Genomic DNA, 26,960 nt, shown 5'->3' with positions numbered 1-26,960 from the left:
TACCTCCTCGTTTTCTATTTCTATGCTATAGGTCAATGGTTGATCGTCAATGTCTTCAAAGACCGTATCTATATCAATATTAAAACCAATATCGGTTAAATACAGATTTTTATCTACCAATAATTTTTCAACCTTTACTTCATTATTAAAAGTAGTTACATCAAAAGAAGTTGAATTCCACTTTTCTCCATCAGTAACATCAATTTCAATACTACAAACTCCTGCGTTTAAGGCTATAATTTGAATGTCTAGATTTTCGTCAATAGTTGCTTGAGTATTGTCATTGGATAGATGTAACGTATACGATAATTCTTGACCTTCAGGGTCCGTAAATAGTTCACTAATTGTGATAACCTTCTCAAGACCTAAAGCAATAGACTGGTTTTCTATTTCAAAATTTAATTCTGGTGGATAATTGCCACCAACAGTTATTGTAACAGTATCGTAGATATATTCATAACTATCTGAAACCTGTAAAATCAATGAACCAATACCTTTTGCTATTGGTGAAATTTCATATTTTGCACCTTCTTTTTCTTTAACATCAATGATGGTATTGGTATAAGAAGCGATTTGATATTCCAATTGATGTCCGTCTTGATCGCTATAAATTATTGTTGGATCAATTGAATAGATGGTATCAACTTCCGTGATATCAATGAGTAGATCATCAAGATTTCCTTTTGGTAAGTTGTTATAACTATTAAAAGTAAAACTCTGTTCGGCTGCTCCATCCCTATTTGAAGCAACTACTTTCAAAGTTAATGGATGCTCTATATTGTAAATGGAATCAAGAGATAGCGTTAAAATTGAATCTAAAAGCTGATAATGCCCTTTGATTAAATCTTGCCCTTCAACCGAAAAGTTTCGGGTTTCTGTTGGGAAACCAAAATATTCAGCCAAATTAAATTCATAGGTTTGTCCAACCAATAATTCTTTAGTTTCCCATTTCTTCAATGGATAGGGCTTCATTGTTGAGGTTGTCAATTCAAAAGATTGACGCTTTATAATATCGTCACCAAAGGCATTAAGTGTTAAGGTTTGGGGCGTCTTAAAAAATTGTTGAACTGAAAGATATAATTGACCTTGTTCAATACGTGATGTTATATAAGGATTAGGATCTAAACTAAATTCCAGTTCATTATTTTCGAGTGAACTGAAAAAATAGTCCGTTAAATCGATTTGTATTGTATCATATAATATGACAGACTGAACAGGAATACTATCTTGAATATGTATACCTCTTAATACGTTAAAAGCAATGTCTAAACCATAATAAGGTTCTTTAGGGTTCGAGGTTTTAATTAAAATTGTTTCTTCAAAACTGTCATCATAGAAAAGAGAATCAGCATTGACTTTAAATGAAATCTCTTTGCTCTCATTTGCCGATAGTGAAAACCTTGTCAAAAGAGGTTCTAATTTTCTTTTAGGAGGAATCCAATGAATCGTCACTTCTGAATCAAGATAAGATGTGTTATAGGCTACTCCAATTCCAGAATCACCGGCATAATTTTCTATACCTACAGAATAGTTTTCGGTATCAATATTTTTATAATTAAAATCTAAAGTACCATCTTTCCAATAAATCAACTGAAACGAATTGTCAGCTTTATCATCATTATAAGTGGGGATTAGAGAATACTGTACAACTAACTTTTCATCATCTAATAAATAATGAATTGTTCCATTTTTTTGAGGAGCTATATCTGTCCAAAGGGGAGCAATTATACTGTAGGGTTTTGAAGTATTAGGTAATTCATGGTTTTTCCAAGATCTACCATTCACGGGATCAAAAGTAAAGTAACCATTGGATGAAATTATTATATTTTCATAATGCTTTTCGTACAAAATAAAATCCCACTTTGAGTTATGTAATGTAAAAAATGCATCATCCTCTAATGTTATTATGGTACCTGTTGATGTGATATCAATCCATTGGAAATTTATTTCACTTTCTCCACGACTATCCAAGTAAGTATATTTTCCATCACTTCCAGAAAGATTCATCTCATCACTAAGAGGTATTGATGATGGTAAGTGTTTATCTGTGTTTATGGTAACTTCATTCATAGTTTGACTCAATAGAGCATCTTCATAGTAGCTACTGAATAGGATATCTACAGGACCATTCTCAGGATTAGTGAAAGTATGTGTGATAGTCTTTATTTCTCCATGTTCGATATTGATTTCGAAAGGGCTTACAAACTCTAATGTCCCATTTGGAACGACCTCCCCATTGATTTTAAAAACTATCTCATCACCTTCAATATTTTTAATAGTTATGGAGTCTTCAATTGTACCAATTTGAGATGCTGCATAGGTGATATCTAGATAGTTTTCACTATAAGGATTAATTCTATTATCTGAAATGTTTGTATCATCAATAACGATTTGATCCGTTGAAGTAATGATCTGATCAATCATGAAATAGCCTGCTCCTTCATTCTTAAATGTAATCCGCTTTGTAATTGTATCATATTGTCTTGCCTCTTGGAAGGTAAACGGACTATCAATTGATATTAAATACTGAGCTTGAACTTTAACATTAATTTCTGAAGTAGACTTCAATACGTCATACTTCCCTTCTTGTACAAAAACCTGAAGAGAAGCCGTATGTTCACCTTCTAGAATATCTAAATTCTCATTAATTAAAAAGTCAAAATCAAGGGTTTGAGATGCTTCAATATTACCTTCAAATAAATTGGAAGAAGTAAACCATGAAAGCGAAGTACCAGCATTAACAGTATAAGCCTCCTCGATTATGTTTGCGAACAGCTGACCTCCATCTGAGTCATCAATCCAATAAGCCGTATAGGAATTGACATAAAATATATTTTTCCCATTTATCTTATGATTTAATAAAAACGGAACACCATCATTGTATTCTAGCAAAACCTCAACATTAGATTTTATTTTTGAAGAAGGAATTCCAATTCTATTGTAAGTATCAAAAAAATCCACTCCGTTTAATAAAGCACTTCCATTATTTTTGATTCCATTACCTTTGATACTCAGTGTTTCATCTGTCACTAAAATTGGATCGTAACCTACCTCATTCCATCTTCCTAATATTTGATCTGACGCTTCTAAATTCACAAAAGCAGACAGCACCACACTACCTCCATTCTGTAAATAATCATCTAGAATATTGCCTAACTCTACTGGATCATCATAACCAAAAATACCATTGACGACAATTACATCAAAAGACTCAATTTCTTCAAAAGTGGGAGTAGATTCAGATACATTAATGCCTGAAACAGATGTAAACCTTTTCGTTTTGTAAAGTGCATCGATTGAAGTTTCCAACCATTCTGTTCTACCACTTCCTAATAGTAACACATTAAACCCATCATTATAAATGGTCTTATTCTTAGTTCGTAAAGAGGTACTGCTTTTATTTTCCTTTGCTACAATTTTATATGTCAATGATTGTTCCGATGTATTTCGTAGAGTAATACTACCATTTGATGTTTCATTGTAGTCAATTTCAAAAACATCATAACTTTCAATGATTTGAATATTTTTTTCATATGCACCATTACCCGATAAAGCCACAATGTAAGGAATTGTATCAGGCATATTTGTGACTAAGGTTAAATCTTCTTGAATGTAATTTTCATTTTGAGGATTGAACACAATCTCAAGTGTATCAACCGAATTAGGTAGCAAATTGATAGGATTTATATTAATTACATCGAAAAATTGATTATTGGTCAGATCAACATTCAATTCCAAGTTCACATCTCCTTTATTTTCAATAATCGCCAGGTATACATTTGTACTATCAATATATCTTTGATCAAATTGAACAAAATCTCCAATAGATAAATGAGGTGATGGGTTAACTATTAATTCAACATCAATTATTTTTTCTGGATTGAAAGGATCATTCGTGTGAATTAGTACCTGTCCTGTATAAATTCCTGATGGTAAATTTTCTTTTACCTCAATTAAAAGTGTTCTTTCTGAAAAGTTCTCACCCAATGAAAAATCATCCAAAAATGTTGAATCATTAATATAAAGCCATGGATCTTGATGGTCAGACCTCACTTCAATAGCAACATCCAAAGGGATGCTTCTTACGTTTTTCAATACCAATGTTTCATTCAATCCTATTGACCTTTGATAATATCCCTCTATTTGAATCTCGTCCAAGCTAATTTCTAATTGAGGATAATCTTTATTATGGATCGAAACTAGAATTTCAATTGACTGGTTTCTGTTATCATTAGTCTTGAAGGTGATTGTGCCTTCTACTGTTTCTTCCACTTCTGAGAGTAATGTTATATTTAAGATCAAAGAATCATTGGGTAACACTGTGTATTCATTCTGATCGAGAACTAACCCTTTGACATCCGTTGAGAGATCTGAAAGCGTCAGATTTTCATATCCTTTATTATAAATTACTATTTCTCTTTGAAAAGAGTTATTAATAAAAGATGTATCAACAATAACAGTATCTGAAAGTTCCAGAACTACATCACCAAACTGAACTGAAAACGGAATAATAGTAGCTGGTTTTATAGGGTCATTAGAATACACTAATAGAGGTTGTTCTAATTGATAGCCTGCTTCAAACAGTTTATTTGAATCAAAAATGAGTTGAATATCAGTTGATGCACTGGCACTAATGACTCCATTTGAAGGCTCAAACTGAAAATAGTTTGGGATTATGTTAATGGCCGTACCACTCTTCAAGTAATTATTATTAAAAGCAATGTTCAAACCTTCTTCTCCAATATAATTTTCTAGACCAACAGTCCCTTTAAATGGAATATCAACAGTATGATAAAAAAGGGAGATGTTTCCACTCTTATGAAGAACTATTTGAAATTTCACTTCATTTTCGGGAGAGTTGTAATATTGGCCTTCATATTGAATCGTTAATTGATCATCTTCCTCCAAAATATAAATATCAATAGAATCTAGATCAGTCCAGTATCCCGAAATAATTGCATTCGTTTCGTCATTGAAAGGTAAAATTGTGTTATTCCATTGATTCTCCACAGAAGTACCAAACTGCAAATAGCCATTAGAAGACACTACAATATTTTCTTCATCAACTCCATAAAAAGGAAACTGAAAAAGTTGCAAATTATAAGACAGGCTACCTTCATCATGAAGATTGTAGTGATTCCCAATGAATTGGATATCATTCCATTCATAAATGATTCCACCTGAAATTTCTTGATCTATCCACTGATAAAATTGCTTTGGGGAGGAACCATAATGATGCAGCACTTCCCTGCCACGGATAGAATAGTTTTCACCTTTCTCTAACTCTAATTGACTATGGTAATTTGTTTTCAGTAAGGTCAGTTCACTTAAATCATCTTTAATTGTATTTTGCTCCTGGAAAGAGTAATTCAAATCGTCATTACCATTATTTTGTAATTGAAAATTTGTAGATAATATCCCTTTATCAGCCTGTTTCAATTTAATTCCTTCAGGACTAATCAATTGAGGTGGATCGTTAGAAATAATAGATACCGATAAAGGAATAGAGACGGTAGGGCTTAGATTATCATTTGTAGTAAAAGATAAGGTCGCATTATCGATAGCTGATGATGTTGCTATAAAAGTGATTGGCAAAAACACATTTCCATAAGGAGGAATTGTAATATTTTGAACTTCTGCTTCAAAATGAGATTGATTAGTTTGGATATCTGTTATAACTAATTCCGCAAAAGCATGATTATAGATTTCTATTTGTTTTGATATTGAATACCCTTCATAAACTTCACCGAAATCTACTGTTGTAGAATCAATATAGATTTTGGGTAACTCATATTTATTAATTCTAGCTGTTAGTCTAAAATAGGTCTCAGAATCAAAGCTTATATTCTCCTCATAATTTCCAAACTCAAAACTAGATGGATCTAGGGTGATTGTAATTTCCTTCGATTCACCAATTCCCAGTACACCACTCACAATATCAAATGTAAATGGAGAAATATTATTGGAGAGGTCGAAAGGCACTTCCTCATTGGAAATATTAAAAATGGTCACTGTTTTTGATAAGGGATCATTATTTGTAAAATCAAAGACTAATTCTTCTGGATTCACTCCTATTCTTTGAATTGATTTCAACGCTTTTTCAGCATTAATTCTTCCATACCCTAGCTTACCATTAAAAAGAGGATTTTGACTTGAAATATCATCTGTTGCTTGTTCAAGAATTTCTCTTAATTCAGAATTTGTAATCGTTCCTTTAGCAGCTGAAACTACTAATGCAGCCACTCCAGATACATGAGGACAAGCCATAGATGTCCCTTGAAAATAACCATAATTATCATTGGGCAATGTACTCAAAACACCTTTTTCTGATGAACCTATAGTTTCGCCACCCGGTGCTACAATATCCACCCAATCACCATAATTACTGTAATAAGCTTTTTTATCTTCATTCGTTGTTGCACCAACCGTTAATATAGGTTCATAATACCCCGGATAATACAGATCATCATCGTTGTCATTTCCAGCAGCAAAAATGACTAACCCACCTTTCATTGGGCTATTGGAATAATTCCCTGCCTCAGCTATAAAATAATCAATGGCATCTAAAATTTCCTGATCAAAATAAGTAGGTTGACTATGCCCCCAACTATTTTGAGATATTACGGCACCATTGTCTGCTGCGTATACATATGACTGGGCGATACCACCACTAAAACCACTATTTGCAAATGCCATACAAGACATTAATTTCACACCATTTCCAGAACCATCTCCCCCTGCAACACCCGAAACTCCAATCGTATTATTATTGACTGCTCCAATAGTACCTCCTACATGAGTACCGTGCTGACCTTTCTCAATTTCACCATTATCGTAGGCAAAATTATAGCCGTGGATATCATCAATATATCCATTTCCATCATCATCTATTCCATTATTGGGAATTTCGTTTTCATTTACCCAAATATTAGCGGATAAATCAATATGCTCAGTGTCAATTCCAGCATCCGTCACCGCAACTATAACACTATTATCTCCAGCGTTAATTTGCCATGCATTTAGTAAACTAATGTCGGCTCCAACATCTCCATTGTTTTGCCCAGTATTATGATAGTGCCACTGTTTAGAAAACATAGGATCATTGAAAGCATTTTGTATCGAAAACAAAGCTTCTTTATTTTCAATAACGGAATATGATCCACCTGACAATACTTTCTTATTAACAGGTTTGGAGATTTCAAAATCAGAAAAAATTGAAAATTGTTGGGCTACCTCAGAGGGTTCTTCATTCGTTGAAAAAACTAGTTCATACCATAAGTGTAAACCATATTTTTGATGCTTCTCCTCATATTTGGGTGAATATGGAAAAACCCTACTCAATTTCGTTATACCATACTTATTATTTAATCGATCTAATTGCTCATCCCCTGTTAAAAGGATTCCATCTTGAGATTTTGAAGTAGTGAGCTGTAAGAAAGCATTAATCCTATCCTCTTTTAATTTTACACGAATAATGTGCTCTTCATATTTCTGCAAATCTAAAGAGGTATTTTGTTGAGCTATTGTATTTCCAGTAGAAATTGAAATTAACAGCAAAAAGTAAATTGAGCGAAGTACGTTTTTATGGTAATTATTCATTGAGAATAAGAAAGTAACAATCTGTTTTTGTTCGAGCGGTTTGGTAAATATATAAAAATAAACCCAAAGCAGAATCACTGATCTTTTGCTTTGGGTTTTGAAAGGTTGTACAATTAAATGTATTAATGAAACTTTTCAAGTATTGATTTAAATAATCTGTATATGAAAATGAATAATACAAAAAAACACCCACTAAGATAGATTAGATCTATACTTTAGTGGGTGTTGGAATCTTTGTTTTCACAAAGATAAATGAACTAAACTTATATTACTTCATCAATTTTAGATGTGCAGTTTTTCCGGATCCAGTCTTAATTTTTAAGATATAAACCCCTGTTTTCCAATCCGAAATATTTAAGTCTAATTTACTAATTCCATTATCATCAGCTTCAGTACTAACAGTATAAACAGATTGACCTGTTAAAGTCATGATCTGACCTTCAAAAGATTCATTCATTAATAAACCTCTGATCGTCACTGATGCTTTATCACCTTCCATTGGATTTGGATAAGCAAACAACTCTAAGTTTTCTGTAGCTTCAATATCACTTTCATTCACTAAGGTAACAGGTCCATGGTAGGCGAATTGATCATCAAAGTCAACTTGTTTTAATCTATAGAAAACAATTCTACTATCAATAGTATCTTCAAATGAGTATTGAATTGCAACATTCGTATTACCATTAGCTTCCACTGTGCCAATCTTTTCAAAAGCTTGACCATTAAATGATCTTTCGATATCGAAGTGAGAAGCATTCGCTTCAGAAGCTGTTTCCCATTCTAGTAAAACATTACCTTCTTCATCAATTGAACCATCAAAGTACGTCAATTCTACAGGTAAATCACTTGAGTCATCAGTAGATGATAATTCTAATGTTGCTCCGAAATCAGAAAACTTTTGAATATTTCTAGCCTCTACATAACTACTTGCTCCATCAGTACCAAAAGTATTACTCGTTTCCTCTTCATACCAATTAATACCATCACCTTCTTCCTTATCATAGTAGTGGATTAATTTTCTCAAATTGACATCATCCGCTAAGTCAAATGGAGATAAATCCTCTAAGTACAAACGGATATGAATTCCATGAGCATTACTGCTTCCATTGGTAATATTCCAAATAAACTGAGATACTTCCATACTTACTCCATCTCCACCGTCAGCAATTAATAGACTCGACCCTCTATCTTCTGTAGTATATTCAACGGTATAATCATACGTTCCCCCTACATTTTCAGTGTTAATTGCTGCTCTTGCCCAAGTCGATTGTGAACCAATTGGGAATTGATACCAAGTTAAACTTCCTCCAAACGATATTGTTGCTTGTGGTATATCTTTAGCGGTTACTTTACCATAAACAAATGAGCTTTCTGAAGAAGAAATACCAGTATCTCCACCTACTCCTGCTTCTAATATCACATGAGGAGCTTTCAAAATACCATTTGTAAGCGTCAATCCATTACTGATCGTAAGATCTAATTCTGAATCAATACCACTTGCATTATTGACAATCATGGTTGTAAATGTTTCTTCTCCTGAGAAACTAGATAATGTCTGAATAGAAGTACCGCTAAATGTTACAGTACCTGGATCACTCATTGTGAAATTACCATTACCATATTCATTTACCCAATTCCCTTTCAATTCAAGGCTATTTGTACCGAAGGCTACGGTTGTTCTGTTTCCTTCTATGGTAAAATCACCTTCAATGGTAAGCGAATTAGATATCGTTTTCGTACCGGTACCACCAAATTTGATGTTTCTCAAATTGTGGTTATTAATTGTGAGTGTTTGATCTGCACTATCTAAAACGAGTGTAAAATCATCTTCATAATTTAGGTTTACAGCACTTGCTAATACAAAATCTCCTTTAACATTCAGAGTGTTTGTTCCAACATTTAACGTACCGTCATCCATATTAAATAAACCTTGAACATTTACATCTCCAGTCAGATTAATGATTGGGTCATTTGTACCATCGATGTATAAATCATTGTAATTTTCACCCGCAGCTAAATTTATTTCTTCTCCGGAAGCTGGCTTTAATACCATAATCGATGATTCAGGCTTGAAAATACCATCATTTTGAATTCGTCCTTCTACTCTTACTAATGATCGAATAAAGTCCACATAACCTTTTTGGATGCCATTTGATAAGATAGAGAATTCGTCTTTAATGATGATCTCGTAATTATTATCATCACTACGATCTAGAGCACTTGGATCAGCTGCTGCTTCAATGATCATACCTGCCTGAGGTTCTACTCTCAACGAATAGATTGTTACTTTTTTAGTGTTTAAAAGAACAGGCGGGTTGTTACCAACCTCTGGTTGAGGAATAATCACCACTGCTTTATTCGCGTGTTCATCCTCTTCTCCTGGATAAACGGTAGGTTCACCACCTCCATTTAATACCCAGTTGGCAGGATTCGTCCAATAAGCATGACCTTTATATAAGTCATCAACATCACCTACCCAAGTATAAACATCTTTTGTTGCTTCCCATTCGATTGATCCTGAAGTTTCATCTTCAAAATTATCTCCTGAAATACCGCCTTTGGCATCTGAGAAGTAAACAGTACTTCCTGTTCTGTTTCTTACGTTAGTAGTAGAGGGTCTATTGAAGAATAAACTGTAAAATTTATTTTCAAGGTTACTACTACCTGCAACAGGATTTGATCCTGATGCAAAAGAATAAGAAGCTAAATCAATTAATCGACCATTTGCTTGACCATTTTGGAAAAGACCAAATGGAAGTAGTACGTTATAATTCACATCAGCAGTACCTGGATCGTTATCATGATCAATTGGTGTTGAGTTAGATCCTAAAGTAACTCCATTAAACACGATACCTTCTTCATCCATGTACTCAAATGTAAATAACTCACCAGAAAAATTACCACCTAACAAAGAGAATGAATAATCAGAAGAAGTATTTTCACTCGTCACTCTGGCACCTTCACCCATGATTAATGACCCATCATTCAACTCGAAGATAGTTCCATTATCCATGACCAAAGTTGATGAAGTTAAATCTATAGTTCCCCCATCAATATCCATCTTATTGGTCACATCTCCTTTGAAATAGAATGTATTTCCATTTAAATCAAATGTCCCAGAGTGTAAATCAAACCTATCAGAAACATAAAGGTTAGAGCTTAACTGATACTCATCTGAGGAATCATCTGTATCTATATCTAAAACATCAATAACATTACTTGACAATGGAATATTTAAAGTGAAAACATCAGCAGTAGCATCACCATCACCTATTAATCTTAAAGTATTACCATTCGTAATAATTGAACCTAAAACAGAAACATTACCACTAATACTAAGTGTCTTAAGCGTGGCGTTTAACTCTAAAGATGCTGATGAAGTAACTGTAAAATCACCTTGAATATCTTCTTCACCATTTAAGTTTAGTGTTGAAACTGAAGTTTCTCCTATCGTTAACACACCAAAATCTAAGCCTGCATTATCAATTTGTTGAGCACCTGCACCATTGGCAGTTAACTGTCCTCCACCGTGCTTGAATGAACCTGTTGGGTTAATAATCCAATTGGCTTTGAAAGAAATCCCATCATTTTCTGACTCCATTCTGATTTGTCCATTCAATTCAACATTACCGTTAATTACAAGATCATCATCAGAATCCGAAGAATTTATAATTAATAATGATGCTGTATTTAATGTCAAATTATTCGCAACCGCAACTCCACCATCATCAATAATAGGTTGGTTCGTAGTTGGTCCAATAATTACATCACCTCCAGCTGTTGGTATTCCACCATTTGAAGATGACCAGTTATTTGCATTAAACCAATCGTCATCCTCTTCACCTGTCCATACATAGGTATTAGGTCCATACCAATTAATTAAATTCTCTGGATCTCTTTCATAATTACTTCCTGATAATTGACCATTCGCATTATAAAAATCGATTCTACCTGTAGTTGAGGATTCTTTTGAAATGTTAGCTGTACCTCTTAATGCGTCTTGAATGAAGTTTACGTTCGCGATACCACCATCGATATAGTTATCACTTCCATCAAAATTAGCCACGAATGATTGGTTATTTTCGATCTTCAGTGCAACACCACCTGTCAAGTAATTTGTAAAAGTTCCATCAGAAAAGTTATTACCTAAATTTTGATTATCAATGGTCGCTGTATTTTTAACAAAAATTCCATTCGTTGATAAATCACTGATATTATAATAACGTGCATTGATGTTACCTTCAACATTGAAGCTGTAGTAATAGCCTGTTCGAGAACTTTGAATAATAGCAGGAATAGAAGATGTACCCACCACATCAATATTACCTTCTACATTTAGAGTAGAGTTATTCCCCATGATTAATCTACCTGATTCACCAAAGATATAACTACCATTAGCTCCTACATTAAATTGTCCATTGTGTCCAATATTAATTGTCGCATTGGCCGTATTTAATTTACCGCTGACTAATTCTAGATCGTAATTATCTGAAATCGTAAGATCGTCTAAAAGACGATATACTGTTGTTTTCTTACCATTAATACGTAATCCTCTAAATTTAGAATTGTTTGTTCTGATAATGGCACCCGTTCCGGAAGCATCCATATAATAAGTTCCATACTCATTTAAGCTACCATTGTTAACTAATAAGTTTTTCTTTAAAGTAGCTGTTCTTCCACCTAATGAGAAAATACCATTTTGAACTACCAAATCACCCTCAATTGTTAGGTCAGACCCACTAACACTTAATGTAGTATTATCAGGCTTATTAACATTAATATCATAGAAATTATTATCTCTTACATTTGAAAGATACAACCTTTGATCTTCATCCCCATCAAAAGTAAACTTACTAGTACCGTAAATAAGATTTGAATTCAAATACTGATGATATAAATCCTTACCAATTTTGATATTCTTATCGTTAGTATTTAATGTAGCTTGATTAATAAGTAAGTTACGTCTTACAATCAATTCACCTTCATCAGAGATTGTTTTCACTGAGCCCTCTCTTTCTAAGTATAAATCGCCATAAATAATCGGTAATTTATAAAGTAGAGTATTGGATTCATCTCTAACCTCTTCCTTAGTATGTATAGTCTGATCAAGACCACCAGCATAATAAGTTCTACTTTCTGTATCAAAAGAATAAGATCCAAAACCTATAGGGAAGTTATCTGCTGCAGTTAAGTATAAATATTTACTTGCACCTAATGTAAATTCTCCATTATGTGAACCTGTAAGTTGTTTTTCGTAAGCATAAACGTGAGCATTTGAAGCATCTAGCGTTGTAAGTTCTAAATCAGCATACATCACAAGTAGGTCCGTTTCTAGACTAACGCTATCGAAGAACGCTTTATCTCCTCTAATATCTATTCTATCATCTAATGCTTGGAAAACGAAATTTGAGTATCCATTTCCTGATGGGTTAGTAAGGTTTGAGGTTGTTCCATATCCATACCAATCTGCATTTCTTAAATAGTGTGTACCACCCTCATCGGATAATTCTATAAAGAAATCATCATTTTCAACATACACTAAACTATTGAAAACATATGAACTACTTCCGTTTAATTGCTTTAAAGTACCTTTATCCAAGTAGGCACGTGAAGTTATAATCAATGAATCTTCCACTACATACTCAGTACCTTGGAAGCGAACTCTTTTAAAAGTTGCATTCTTAAGGTTCTGAGAAGCCTCTCCTCTTAGATAAACCCATCCGTCAGATTGTGTATCAAATGAAGCAGTAGTACTTAATTGAATATCACCATTTAAGACCACGTTATGGTTGTTTGGTAAAACAATACCACCAGTTTTAGGAATAGAAAAAGCACCATCAACAGTTAAATACGTTTGTAACGCTACTGTTCCTCCTTCTGAAATCTCTAGATCATTGAAATTAGAATTTGCCTGATCTACAACTATTGTACCTGTTGATTTCGTTAGTTTAACTATACCATTTGCTGCAACAAAAGAGCCTTCATTGGATACGGTGTAATTCTCACCGACATCGATAACTTGATCATCATCAATATTGATTAAACCGCTCTCTAATTGTAAGTCTCCTGATACCTCTAACTCGGGCTCAGATGCATCTGTAACGGATGACTCAACAGTTAGACGTCCTCCCTGAATAATTAAATCATCACAGATCGCTTTTACTGATCCTGAAATTACAGGGTAGAATGTTGTGGCAGATACTTTCGAAGTGATGATCACATTATCATTTGCTGTAGGAACAGCTGCACTTGGATTCCAATTTGATGCGTCAAACCAATCCGTACTTGTATTACCCTCCCAATAAATATCAGTATTATCAGGCCAATTAATTAAACCGGAACCTCCATTATCTTGGTCTTCATCGTATTCAAAAGCATCCCCTTTCATTCCGGTTCCTTCTTCAAAATTGATAACACCTTTAGTAGGAGAATAAGCTAAACGTTTTACATTGTATAAATTATATGCAGGATTAGGATTGCCATTATAATCAAATGTTACGTTGCTGATTGTTGCACTGACTTCAGCGTCAAGATGTAAGTAAATACGATCTTCACCTAAATTATTATCTCTTGACATTCCTGCAAACACTCCTTCTGAAAAGTTCTTGACAGCATCCACAGTTGCATCCTTATCAACATATAAGCCAACATGGTCTAAATCTCTAAATTCATAGAATTTAGCCGAAATTTTGGCTCCGCTTTCAACCTTTACAACTAATCGATGGTCATCAGACCCTCTATCAGTAGCACTTAATTTGGATAGTAAACCTTCCTCACCTACAATACTTAAATGACCGCCATTTTCAACAGTCACAGTAGGATTTTCAGTACCATCTCCATCCCTTGCATTTAATTGAACACTACCACCTTTTGAGATTAATAATTCTCCTCTGATATTTAGGTCTTCTACTAAATTTCCTGTTAAGGAAGGATAATCATCAATTTCAGTTCGGGCTCCTACATATAGCAAATGACCATTTATATCAACAGTTGCTCCTGATTCAATATTAACGTCAGTGTAAGTATACAATTCATCTGTCAATTTATAGGTGTTATTATTTGTACCCATGAATTGAACTTCAAACATTCTAGTTCGACCATCTTGATAAATGGTGTATTCTTCGTTTGCTATTGCACCATCAAAAATAACCTTTGCTTCTTTAGTACTATAGCGTCCCAACTCAAAATCCCAATTTCCTTTTACAGTAATTGTTGAGGCAGCATTTTGTGGTATTAAAGCAGCATTATCAAGTGCTGTAATATCATATGCTGTTAAGTCCCCATTGATTACTTTACTACCTCCAACTGAGAGCGTAAGGTTATTCACTGAAAAATCTAATGGTAAGTATTGTGTTCCACCATCTAAATTAAAGTTTGCATTTGTAGTAATGTCAGTACTTTCTAAAGTAAAAATACTTGCTGCAATATTATGTGTAAATGAACCAAAATCAACTTGACCACCAGTATTGACTAACTCATTATCAACATTCAAACTACAGTTAATTGTAGTAAGTTCATCTTCTACAAAATATAATCTTCTTATCGTATGATTACTACCAAAATTAATTGTCTGTGGATCATCTTCACTATTAATAGTTAAGTCTGCATATGACACTAAAGTAGTTGTGTTATCTGAGGTCCACGTTTCTCCTTTGAATTCAAAGTCTCTTGAGATATAGACATCTGCATTATCTTGCATCGTAATATTACGCTCAATAAGATAATCATCTGTTACAAACTGCTTTTGAGTAACACCCGATAAAATTAGATTTGGTAAAGCCATACCTTCTACTAATAAATCTAATCTCTGAGTACTACCCTCTGTATTACCGTTTAAATGTATTGCTCCTCCATTTCTGAAGTCAATAGTACTTACAATTAAATTACCTCCAACAAAAATGGTTTCGGAGTTTATATCAAATGCTTCTTCTTCATTCAATCTTTCATCCAGAGTTCCTAAAACAATAAGGTTTTCATCTAAATCAACATACCCCTCATCTCTCAAATATAGATTGCCATATGAAACATCAGTATTAACAATACATTCTTCTTCAAATGGTGTGTAGATGAAAGTATGGCTTGTTGAAGCAACGTTGTAGGAACCAAAGTCGGTAGCAAAAGCATCACCGTCGGGATCAGGGTATACATACCACCTAGCATTTTCACCCATTTTTAATTCTCCTCCAGATGTACCAGTTACGGTATAATATTGATCAGATCGACCTTGATAAAAATAAACACCATCATTTATTTCGAAATCTCCATTAATATCTATATCTGTGAATAATACCTTTGAACTAACTCCATCTAATATGAGGTTATGATACGTTTTGATTTCATTTGGCATACTCCAATAGCCTCCATAATGTCTTAACGTACCAGAATTCCATGTAATCACATCCGTTTGATCAGCTTCTGCTCTCCTTTCATCTACATCAAAAGCATTTCCAATTCCTAATTCAAAGCCATTGACATCTAACACACCAACTTCTGTATTATCAGCATATAACCTTAATAGATTTGAAACTCTAACATTACCTCTTAATGTTTTTGTTCCATCATCAATTAGTAAATTATAGTATTCAAAATCACCAATATCTTGTGTTCCTTCATCATAGAAGAAAGAACCACCTGTAATTTGATATTGCTCAAAACCTGTTGGGTAATTCGAAACGTCTCTTACATATACAGTACCGCCAGTCATGGTAAATACACCTGAACCAGAAAGTGTACTTCCTGCATTCAAAATAACTGCAATTCCATCTAAAACTGTTAAGTCATTAGTAATCGTAATATTAGTACCAGAAACAAAATTCTTTGAACTGCTTCCTTGAAAAATCACATTACTAAATGTTGCATTACCTCTAATATTTTGATAGGCTCCATTGAAGATAATTGTTCCTGAATGAGTGATTGTACCACCCTCAGAATTATCAAATTCACCTTTTTGATAAATCAAATATTTATTTGCGTCAAAAATTGAAGAACTAGATACTAAATCTAATCTGTTATTAACGGTTATATTTCCTGCAAGAGTCGTTTTAGTTCCACTATTAATCAACAAGTTATAAAAGTCTCCACCATAAATCGTAGCTCCTTCACTTATTAGATCTGATGTTCTAAACTCAAAAGTACCTCCTTCTTTTTTCCAGTCACCGTAAACTTTAATATCCGTATCAGATACATCATAGATACCTGATTTAATCGTAAGGTTAGTTACATTTAGCGTATTATCAGATTGTAAAACCGTGTGCTCTTTTCCATCAATAACTATCCCTGGGTAAGTATCTGTACCTGGGATAAATGATAAAAGTTTTGCAGTTGTTCCATCTTCCTGAGTAATTCGAATTGGAGAAGTATTGGCAGTAAAATCTTCTTCATTGACCCAATCACCAAATACAATAATTGAATCACCATTAGATGCAGAACCGATAAGACTTCCTCCATCATTAATAAAAATACCGTCATAGGCTTCCAAACGTTCTTCTACAGTTAAAGTCGCTCCATCTTGTATTTCGATTCTATTAGCAACACCTGTTGAAACATCCAATACTGGATAATTTGTAAGACCTGTTGGAATAACGATGTTATTTGCTTTAACAGGAACTACACCTCCAACCCAGTTAGATCCAGTGTGCCAATCTGTTGATGAGGCTCCACTCCATTGAATGAATGAATCAAATGTCCACTCAATCTTATCTGGGGTATCATTCTCAATTGTCTTATTTGAACCTTTTGAATTATAAAATGTAATATCTCCAATAGTAGAGCTATTATTATCCACCGCATAATCTGGACCTAAACCGAAAGTTACATTTTCAATAGTAGTTGCTCCTAAAGTTGCTCCTGAAGCAATAGTTATTGAGGCTTCTGAACTATTAATTCCATTTACAAAAATACCATTAGTCAAGTTGTTAGGAGCTGCAGCAAGCGAACTATTTGCACCAAATTGTAAACCATACCCTCTTAAATCAGTGATCTTATAATTTCTTGCTGAAAGCGTACCATCAATCAAGATTTGATAAGAGTTCGTACTATTATGCCCTTCTACTAAAGCATAGTTATTATCATCACCAACTAAAGATATTGTACTGTTTGCTTCTCCGTGTAATGTTGGTTGAGCATCAGATCCTGTTAATTGTAAGGCAGAACCTGCACTTACTATTAATTCTGCTCCATCCTTTACAATGACTTGCTTATTATTATTAGTTTGTTCTAATGAATAACCATTTAAATCAAATTTACCAGCATTGATTGTTAGATCACCTCTAGTATTCGTCATTCTAAAGTTAGACATCAATTGGTAGGTTGCATTTACACTAGGGGAAATAATAATATCAATATGACTATTGTCCGCTGGGGTATTATCTGAACCACTCTTCAATCCATTTTTGATTGTATAAGTTCTGCCAGCATCGGAACCATTGAATGTCAAAGTAGTAATGTCATAAATGTCTCCATCAGACAATAAATCACCCCCAATAGTTAAATTATGAGCATTGACGTCAAATCTAGAATTTAGACTCACACTTAAGTCATTTAAAACGACAAGATCATTACTAAATGATAGAGTTTGATCTTCAGTTAATGTACTCGACAAGTTATAAAAGGGATCAGATTCATTAATAGATGAAGATTGTCCACTGAAAGTAACAGAACCATTTCCGTGAACAAACGTACCATCACCTGTCCAAGTACTTGCACAAGAAATAGCATTACCATTTGTATTCAATGTAGTATTAGCATCCTGCAATAACTGATAGATTGAAATACTACCATTTAAATTGACTATAGTCCCGTTTTCTTGGATGGAGAATCTATAAAAAGTTGTCGGTTGTACTACCTGAGCTTTACCACCATTAAAATTTACTGTTCCAGAGCTTTCAAAAAGACCGTTGTTATTTAACCAATCACCTTTAATATTCAAAGTTCTATTACTCGCATCAACTGTTGAACCTGAAATTGAAACTCCTTTTTCAAATGTATAAATTGACGTTCCGTGAAAGTTTTTCATACCCTCTCCAGAGAATGTCACTAATTCTGTAAAAGTAGATTCATTAGCATCATCAACTCTAAAGTATTGTACTGAAGAACCTGCTAAGTTGAATTGTGCATCAGGGGCTTGAGTAAAACTATTGCCTGATCCTAAATTATAATAATGTCCTTTTAGTGTAAGGTCATCGTTAATTTCCAACTGCCCTTTTGTAGATTCTAATCTCAAATCACCTGCAATCGTTACTTTTGTATTGAAGACAGTCTTACAAGCTGAGTTCTTTTTCTCCAACGTTAAGTGATTAAATTCACTTAACGGATTTTGAGAAATTGTTTGATCATCTGTTGTGGACAATAATCTAACTCTAGCATGATTAGATTGTGAAAACTTTGATGTAGTGTTTTCTGCCCAATCACCATAAAGATCAATATTTTCATTTGATATCACATTCAATAAAGTGGCATCATCTCCACCATTTAAACTTATATCACCTAAAATTGTGATTGGTCTTGCTATTGTTACATTTCCAATAGTATTGATCGTAATGTTTCCAAAAGTGGCATCATTAATGGCTTGATCATTTGTTCCCTCAAAAATAACTGTTGACTGAGAGATACCATTATGATAAGCCGTACCTGAATTATTCAACATCCAATCACCAGAGATACTGATTGTATTTGTACCTGCGATTAAATATACAGTACCACCAGTTCTTTCAATTCTACCTTTGATTGTAATATTACCGGCTAATGTTTTATTTCCACTGCCATTCAACTGAACATTTCCATACGAAATAGCAGGAATAGTTTGATTACTTCCGATAAATTCAACAAACGCACTAGTTTGATCAATATCAACTGTTCCTGAAGGTGTTAAGAATGGAGAAGTAGTACTTCTTGTTCTTATTTTTGTGAAATCTTGCTGAGTAATATTCGTTGAAACGTCAAGTACATCAAAGGATTCATCTCTTAAATCTACTAATAACTGAGTGGCTGTAGACCCCGTTGCATTTGAGATTGTAAGATTATCAATATCTAATTTATTGTAAATTGAAAACGTCCTAATTGATGTTAGTTCCGATGCTACTTCAATATTGAAATTTGTGATTGTGTAAATATTATCAGCCCCACCTGAAAGATCTTTTGCAATATTAATGTATCTATTAATATCACCCATCTTCATGGTAATAGTCGCATCAGTTGCATTTATTGTCCCTGGCTCACCATTATCAGTAGGTCTAATATTTTCAATGTTTCCATATATTTCTACAGTATTACCAGCATTTACATTAAAATTAGCTTCATAATACACCCCAAGGTTTCCTTTAATGGTCATATCATTATCCACCGTCTTATTTGATGCATAATAAAGCCTTAAATGCCCATATTCAATTGGCATTAATGTAACATCTGTAGTAGATCTATAATAGAATGTCGATAATTCTGAGATTGTATAAGTACCAAATGAAGGAGTATTAGAACCTTCAATATAAACTCTTGATGTTCCTGTTACCTCTAATGTACCTCCATTAGAATTTAAAACTGTATTTGCTCTTAGTAATAACGCTCTATTATCATTAACAGTGATATTTCCTGTAAAAGTGATATTATCACCGTTGGAATGAGAACCGCCAATATATAAATCAGCTGTTTCTGCTATAAAATTGACAGTACCAATATCTAAAGTACCTACTTGATCATCATCACCAGAAAAGTAATGATCAATCGTTGAGGAGTTATTGATATAAACATTACCACCATTGAAATAAAGTGCAGTTCCTGAATTTGCTTGTGTATCTCTAACTCTAAGCGATCTTAAACTATAATCTCCATTATCAAATGAAAGAGTCGCCCCATCCTGTTTATACACCTCAACCGTTCCATCTGAATAAAAACCATCCGAGATAGAGTTATTTCCACCATTACTAAATCGTACATTACTAAACTGAGCCACTGTACTTCCAGATGAAGACATATTTACTACAGTAGGAACCGAGATTCTTTGATCTCCTGATCCATCCATAAAAATATAGGTACCTGTTTCTGTGGAGTATTTACTTGAAGCGTCAATTGTAACATTTCCGGATACTAGAATATTATCATTGGATTCAAATTCAGTGTTTGCTAAACTGAAATCTCCATTGATATCCATCTGAGTATTGTTAACAATTACCTTGTTACCTCCCTTGTCAAAGGATAAGTTACTAAACTCTAATCTCCGTGATGTTCCTGTTGTATTTCTACCTTCAAGAACAGACACATTAGAACTATTATTAAAAGTAATCAATGAGGTTGGATCTAAAGTAGTCCTACCTGATTGATAATAATAATAGTCATTTGAGATTTGAAGAATAGCATTCTCATTCATCGTTAGAGTACCTTCTACTTCTAGCGTATGAATGGATTCTGTTTCATCAGCAGGAATCGTAACAGTGTGCCCTGCTAAGATCACAAAATGATTCCCGGAGATTGCTGTTGGCTCAGCTCCAGAACCGTCACTATTTAATGCCCATGTCGAAAAAGTATCAAAATTGCCACTGGCTTTTGAATAATAAATCGTTTGAGCATGTGTGTAATCAATTAAACCGATCAGAAACAACAAAATAAACTGAAGTTTAAGAGTGCATTTAGAGTGTAATATTTTCAAAATAATTAAAAATTTATAATTGGGTTGTAGGTGCTAATAAAAAATTCACATTATCTAAGACAAATGTAAAATATATATTCACTTATTTATATAATTTTCATTATTAATTACACTTAATTTATAATTTTAGTTAATTTCGTTAATATTTAATTGCATTTATTAACATTTGAAGTTCACTTTGAAGTAATATCTGATGTCAATACTAAAAACAAAGGCTGAATTATTGAAAAGTCATTTCTATCTGTATAAGTATGTTTTATCAAAATATCAACATTTCAATTTTAGATACATCATAATGTTATGAGATAGATAATAGTCATACAGTCCTTAATATTTGATGTGTTTATACAGTGAGACATTAATTGACTTCGTAAAAAAATGATCATCAAAAAAAGCTACACCTTTGCCTTAACCCTGTTGAATTGAAGCAAAAATGTAGCTTTTATCGTCTTGATCTTTTTTTTTAATCCATCATATCCATGGAGTCGCCCTGCCCACTACTTCTTTGTTTAGAGCCTTTTTTAGGTTTCTTTGATGCATTTCCAAATCGGTATGAAAACGTTAAATATCCAACTCTAGATTCCCAATCAAAAGTCATATCAGAGTTGAAACCAACTCCCTCACTATAGACATTAAATTTGTAGGTATTAAATACATCAGTCACTCTTGCTTGTAATGTTCCTTTTCCTTTAAATAGCTTTTGAGAAACTGCCATATCCACTCCACCCATTGGAGCAATATACCCTTGAGCAGTTGCCCTTTGAGAGCTGAATCTCGCAGTCACTTGTAATGAGAGTGTTTTTGTTAAAGAGGTAGACGACATTAATTTACCATTCATTGCCCAAGCTTGATTCGTTAAATCTAAATCTCCTGAAGCGCCTGTGATTAAGATATTATAAATATTTGCACTACCCGTTAATTTCCACCATTTTGTCATGTTATAAGTAGCAATTGCTTCTGCTCCATAACTCTGAGAATGATCAACATTATCCCAAGTCATGACCATAACACCATCGGGTTGTGCCATTTGAACTCTTTGAATAGCATCATGGGTATAACGATAATACAAACTTCCTGTTAAAGTAAGGTTTTCCCAACCATGCTGATAAGTCGCTTCAATGGCATCTATAAATTCAGGTTTCAAATACGGATTACCTTGTCGTAATGATTGGGGATTGGCGTAATCTGGAAATGGATTTAAACTTCTTCCTCTTGGTCTATTGACTCTTCGGCTGTAACCAATCGATACTTCACGCATATCAGCAAACTTATAAGCCACGTGTAGTGTAGGGTATAAAGCAAAGTAATTATTGTTGACAGTTTGTTCTTCAGTGACTTCGTTTTCTTCTAAATGAGAAGTAGTATAAGCCTGTTCCGCTCTTAAACCTCCTTGAAGTCCCCATTTACCAAACTGATGACGATACATGACATACAATGCATGAACAGATTCATTATAATTAAAATTATTATTTAGTGAGTCATCGGGTATCCACATCCCTGCATTCATACTTTCAGAATAAAAATCTGTTTGAATTTCTCTACCTGTAGATTTCCAACCTGTCTCTAAAGTACCATTTTCCCCAATTGGTTGCACATAGTCAATTTGTCCTAAATATATTTTATTTCTTTCAGGACTTTCATTTTGTTGTTCAAAAATGGGATCAGAATGATCGCCCAATCCTCTATCATATTCTTGATAGTACCCATGATTATCTCTAATGCCATCAGAATATTGTCCCGATATATCTAGACTCTGACTTGGGTTTACAAAAGTTTTTCGGTAACCGAAATTGAATTCCTTATTTTCTGATGTGCTTCTTGAATCATTAACACGGTTAATTTGAGATAAGGCATTATCATTTGCATCAAAATAATTCAAATCAAGGTTTTCATTTTTATTTCGATAACCAGTATTGTAGGTTGCTGAAAAGTAGACATTATTATAATCATTTATATCATAATCAATTCCCCCTTTAAAAAGATGAGAATAACGCTCATCATCTCTTCTTGAAGTTTGCTTATTATAATCGGTCATGAATCCACCCTCATCCAGATTGTTTTGATGTAAATCTTTATTGACATACCTTTCTTGATACCTACCTGAATAATTAGCGTATATATTAAATTTATTGACTCTAGCATTTACACCTGCCGATAAATTGTATTTATTATTATTTCCTACTGTCGCCGAGATATTACCATTGATTCCCCCTTTACGATCTTTCTTAAGAATAATATTGATAATACCGCTAGTTCCTTCAGGATCATATTTTGCCGATGGATTAGTGATCACTTCCACTCTATCGATTGAGCTAGCAGGAATTTGATCTAAAATATCTGCATCTGAAGAACTTGTTAGGTTCGATGGTTTACCATCAATAAAAATTGTAACATTACTACTTCCTCTTAAACTCAATGTACCTTCAGCGTCAATATCAATGGATGGAATATTATTCAAAGCATCTGTCATTGAACCTCCCACTGTAGTAAGATCTTGGCTCACATTAAAAGATTTACGATCAATGCCGAGTTCCATAATGTCTCTTTCAGCAGTTACCGTCACTTCATCGAGGTTTTGAGCCCCGGAACTTAATGCCAAAGCACCTAAAAACTTATCTTTCTGCTCAGGTTTTATCACAAATGATTCAGTCTGCATTTCATCGTACCCAATGAATGTGATTTTTGCAAACATTTTACCTACTGCTACTTCAGTAATTTTAAATCGTCCTTGTGCATCAGTAGAAGCACCTGTAAGAAATGTGGAATCTTTTGTGGAATACAAGGCTACTGTCACAAACTCAAGATTTTCATTTGTTTCAGCATCTATAATTTTACCCGAAACCGTCCCTATTTTTGGCCGGTTTCCCTTTTTGTATTGTCCTCCAGGTCTATTCCCTTCATCGGGACTTTGCGCCATTAAAAGCGTTGGAAATATAAGTAGGCAGAATAGTAAATTAAGTTTCATTTTAGATGATAATGATAGGTCTCTTTGCAAATGGATTTTTAAAACGTATACTCATGATGAGTGATTGTCTTATTCTTCTTTTGCTTGTTAATTTTCGAGTTCAAATGTTGCAAAAAAATACCTATTCAAGAAAAATTATCAACTAACGTGTGTTATTCTTCAACGAAAATTAATTTTTACCTTTTGGATTTATCTTTTTTAAGTCTTTATCATATAAACCTACCAAAAGTGAATTACCCTCTTCGTCAATTTTTAATGCACCGTATTCAGCCCTTTCAAAAGAATCAGCTTGTCCTTCTTCAAAAAAATAGGACTCTGCACCAAAGTTGAGCCTCCAGTTATTTCTCTTGGTATATTTCAAAATATATTCGTTATCGTTTAAAGGCTCTTTTTCTTTTTGTAACCTAACCTTTGTACATACATTATTTTCATCTAGATTAAAGACCAAATAACCTCTTGAGGCTATACTATCTGAAGAATTTGTTCTAGAATTTTTATAATCTAATACCATATAATCTCCCTGCATTAACGACCTAGGGTCTACTGGTGCTAATTCAAAAAATACAATTGAACTATCATCAAGTAATTGTTCATTTTTATAGATGGAATAATTGAATACCATTAAAACGATGAGACAATTGAATGCAATAATTAATCTTTTATATTTTTTCATTTGTATTTTTTTTAAAGAAGAAAATCCAATAAAGAACGAGAATCATAACACCTGAGATCATTAATGATAATGATTTTTCAAGTAACGTAAGTTCTAAATCATAGTAATAACGCGAAATACTGAAGATTAGAGAAATCACTCCAAAACCTCTTAAATATTTATGGTTGTTGATTACCCCTAGAATCAATAGATAAAAACTACCTACTATGTAAGGTGCAAAAATTGTCGGCACTGAAAATATCAATACAAAAAGTATTATTTTCAGTGATGTAAGTCCTAAGCCTTGTTTCTTGTTTGAGTGCAAAAGAAAATAGATGACTAAACCCACAATACCCACTGTAGACACCCATTCGTAAGGAATTATAAATCTATCTTCTTGAATTAGAAACAGAGGTAACCCCATAAAAAACACCAACAGTAAAGCTTCTACTAAAGGATTAATTAACTGAACATCATTTCTAAATAGACGATATATTCTTCCTTCATTTGTAAAAACAACAGTTATTAGTGCTCCATAAAAAAGTAATAATACATGAAATAAAATGGGCACTTCTAGTAAGAAAACCAATGCGTAGCAACAAGCTCCAATGACCAAAGTAGCTATAAAGACAAATAAATACCGTTTCACTAGTACAATCGTAATTGTATTTAATGCAACCAAAATACCTATAATGAGATAATCAGAGGTTTGTGCTAATACAAGACCAGTAGTCAAAGTAACTTGTCCGATGATAAAAGCGAAAGTACTGAAAGCAGCAGGAAAAATCTCGTTGGTCTTCCTATGAATTAATATACCCAATCCTGAGAAAATAAAACCCAAAACACTTATAACAATATGATCGGCTTTTGCTATGAAAAAGAGAATAAAAATGAAGATCAAAAATAATGATGATGCAAAGAAACCTCCAACATAAATCAATACTTTCATTAAAATGCTCAACGAGATCGTTTCTTTCTCCAGTTCATTTGCCAAAGCTTCCATATTGATCTTTGAGTTCCCTCCATTGTTTTGTCTATATTCAGCTTCAAACTGTTGTATTTTGCTTATTCTATTCATTTGCCCATTTTTTATTGAATCTAACAACCTGCTTCACTAAACCTGTCACTGAGATCACCATAAATACTCCCCCTATCAAAAAGGAGCCAATCAAATCGTTTACTTGAACGATAAGTAAATTGGTAAAAAGTAAAATACAGCTAAATAATATTGATGCAAACAAAACAATATACCGTTGCTTCAAAGCATATATCAGACCTGCAACGTAAACGATGATCACTGATAGAGAAGACACTATGCTTATAAAGTTATCCCTGTTAGAGTGAGTTATAATATAACTTGAAATTAGAGTTCCTAAACCTACGATTATTAATATTACACTGTACCTCCACCAATTTGGAATAACCTTATTTTGTGAACTAAGGAAATGAGAAACAACAAAAGCCAAAGTATACAAAATGAAAAGTAACAATAGTTCATATAAGTCATGAAAACTATCCAATACTTGGGTAAAATAGAAATGCCAAGTAGTAGAAATAAGTAATAAATACAACAACCATAAGACTGCGAAATCTGATAAAAATACAATTAATGCAATAGCCATTGTCCAACCTAAAAAAAAGTCATAAGCATTAGCTCCTGTTTGATAGACTTGGCCGAAAACAGCGAACATGACTCCAATTAAAAATGCAATACAAGTAGCTAAAATATTGGCATAAACTGTTTTATTTCTAAAAAACAAAAAGGCTCCAAGTGCTAACACTACAACTGTTTCAACAATTGCCAATTTCAATGTTTTTGAAAGATCACCCCAGTTGTATGCAAAGAAAAACATGATTCCAACAGCAACAAAGCCCACTCCAAAAACCAACAGAAGAGTACTTAATGTAGTATTCCATTGTTTTTGATCAATGTAGACGTTTTCTCGAAGTGCTTTATCTAAATCCTCTCCCTCCCAGTCTGAATATTTACTAATAAGTTGAAAATCATTTCTGTTTAATTTAGTCATAGAAGCTATTTAAAAATAGATCTTAATATTTCGTATTGCATTTAGAAATAAAAGTCTGAAAGGAGATATTTAATTACC

Annotated in this window: 6 protein-coding genes; all 6 read right to left on the bottom strand. The window is 33.3% G+C overall.

Features of this window, described 5'->3' with window-relative positions; all coding sequences use genetic code 11:
- On the bottom strand, positions 1 to 7,599 hold a 7,599-nt coding region (locus tag IC221_RS27575), incomplete at its 3' end, for a S8 family serine peptidase (protein ID WP_223241520.1).
- 268 nt (positions 7,600 to 7,867) lie between these two features.
- On the bottom strand, positions 7,868 to 21,193 hold the full coding sequence (locus tag IC221_RS27570) for a T9SS type A sorting domain-containing protein (RefSeq protein ID WP_188172032.1): 13,326 nt from the start codon (positions 21,191 to 21,193) through the stop codon (positions 7,868 to 7,870).
- Between the two features lie 508 nt (positions 21,194 to 21,701).
- On the bottom strand, positions 21,702 to 24,203 hold the full coding sequence (locus tag IC221_RS27565) for a TonB-dependent receptor (RefSeq protein WP_188172031.1): 2,502 nt from the start codon (positions 24,201 to 24,203) through the stop codon (positions 21,702 to 21,704).
- Positions 24,204 to 24,372: 169 nt separating this feature from the next.
- Positions 24,373 to 24,876 carry a GDYXXLXY domain-containing protein gene (locus tag IC221_RS27560; RefSeq protein WP_188172030.1) on the bottom strand — a complete coding sequence of 168 codons (504 nt, stop codon included), beginning with the start codon at positions 24,874 to 24,876 and terminating at the stop codon, positions 24,373 to 24,375.
- Positions 24,863 to 25,933: a DUF4401 domain-containing protein gene (locus IC221_RS27555; RefSeq protein WP_188172029.1), complete on the bottom strand. Its 1,071-nt coding sequence runs from the start codon at positions 25,931 to 25,933 to the stop codon at positions 24,863 to 24,865. The genes IC221_RS27560 and IC221_RS27555 overlap by 14 nt, the downstream gene beginning before the upstream one ends.
- Positions 25,926 to 26,882 (bottom strand): DUF2157 domain-containing protein, encoded by a 957-nt coding sequence (locus tag IC221_RS27550; RefSeq protein WP_188172028.1) that lies wholly within the window; start codon positions 26,880 to 26,882, stop codon positions 25,926 to 25,928. Before IC221_RS27550 ends, IC221_RS27555 begins: the two co-directional genes overlap by 8 nt.
- Between the last annotated feature and the right edge of the window lie 78 nt (positions 26,883 to 26,960).

The organism is Flammeovirga sp. EKP202 (assembly GCF_014534745.1).
Lineage (GTDB): Bacteria > Bacteroidota > Bacteroidia > Cytophagales > Flammeovirgaceae > Flammeovirga.
The sequence above is the reverse complement of the archived record's forward strand: the minus strand, read 5'-3'. Positions and strand labels throughout refer to the sequence as shown.

Coding starts and splice junctions, on each gene's coding strand:
- IC221_RS27565 (WP_188172031.1), bottom strand. CDS start 24,203: ATGAAACTTAATTTACTATTCTGCCTACTTATATTTCCAACGCTTTTA.
- IC221_RS27560 (WP_188172030.1), bottom strand. CDS start 24,876: ATGAAAAAATATAAAAGATTAATTATTGCATTCAATTGTCTCATCGTT.
- IC221_RS27555 (WP_188172029.1), bottom strand. CDS start 25,933: ATGAATAGAATAAGCAAAATACAACAGTTTGAAGCTGAATATAGACAA.
- IC221_RS27550 (WP_188172028.1), bottom strand. CDS start 26,882: ATGACTAAATTAAACAGAAATGATTTTCAACTTATTAGTAAATATTCA.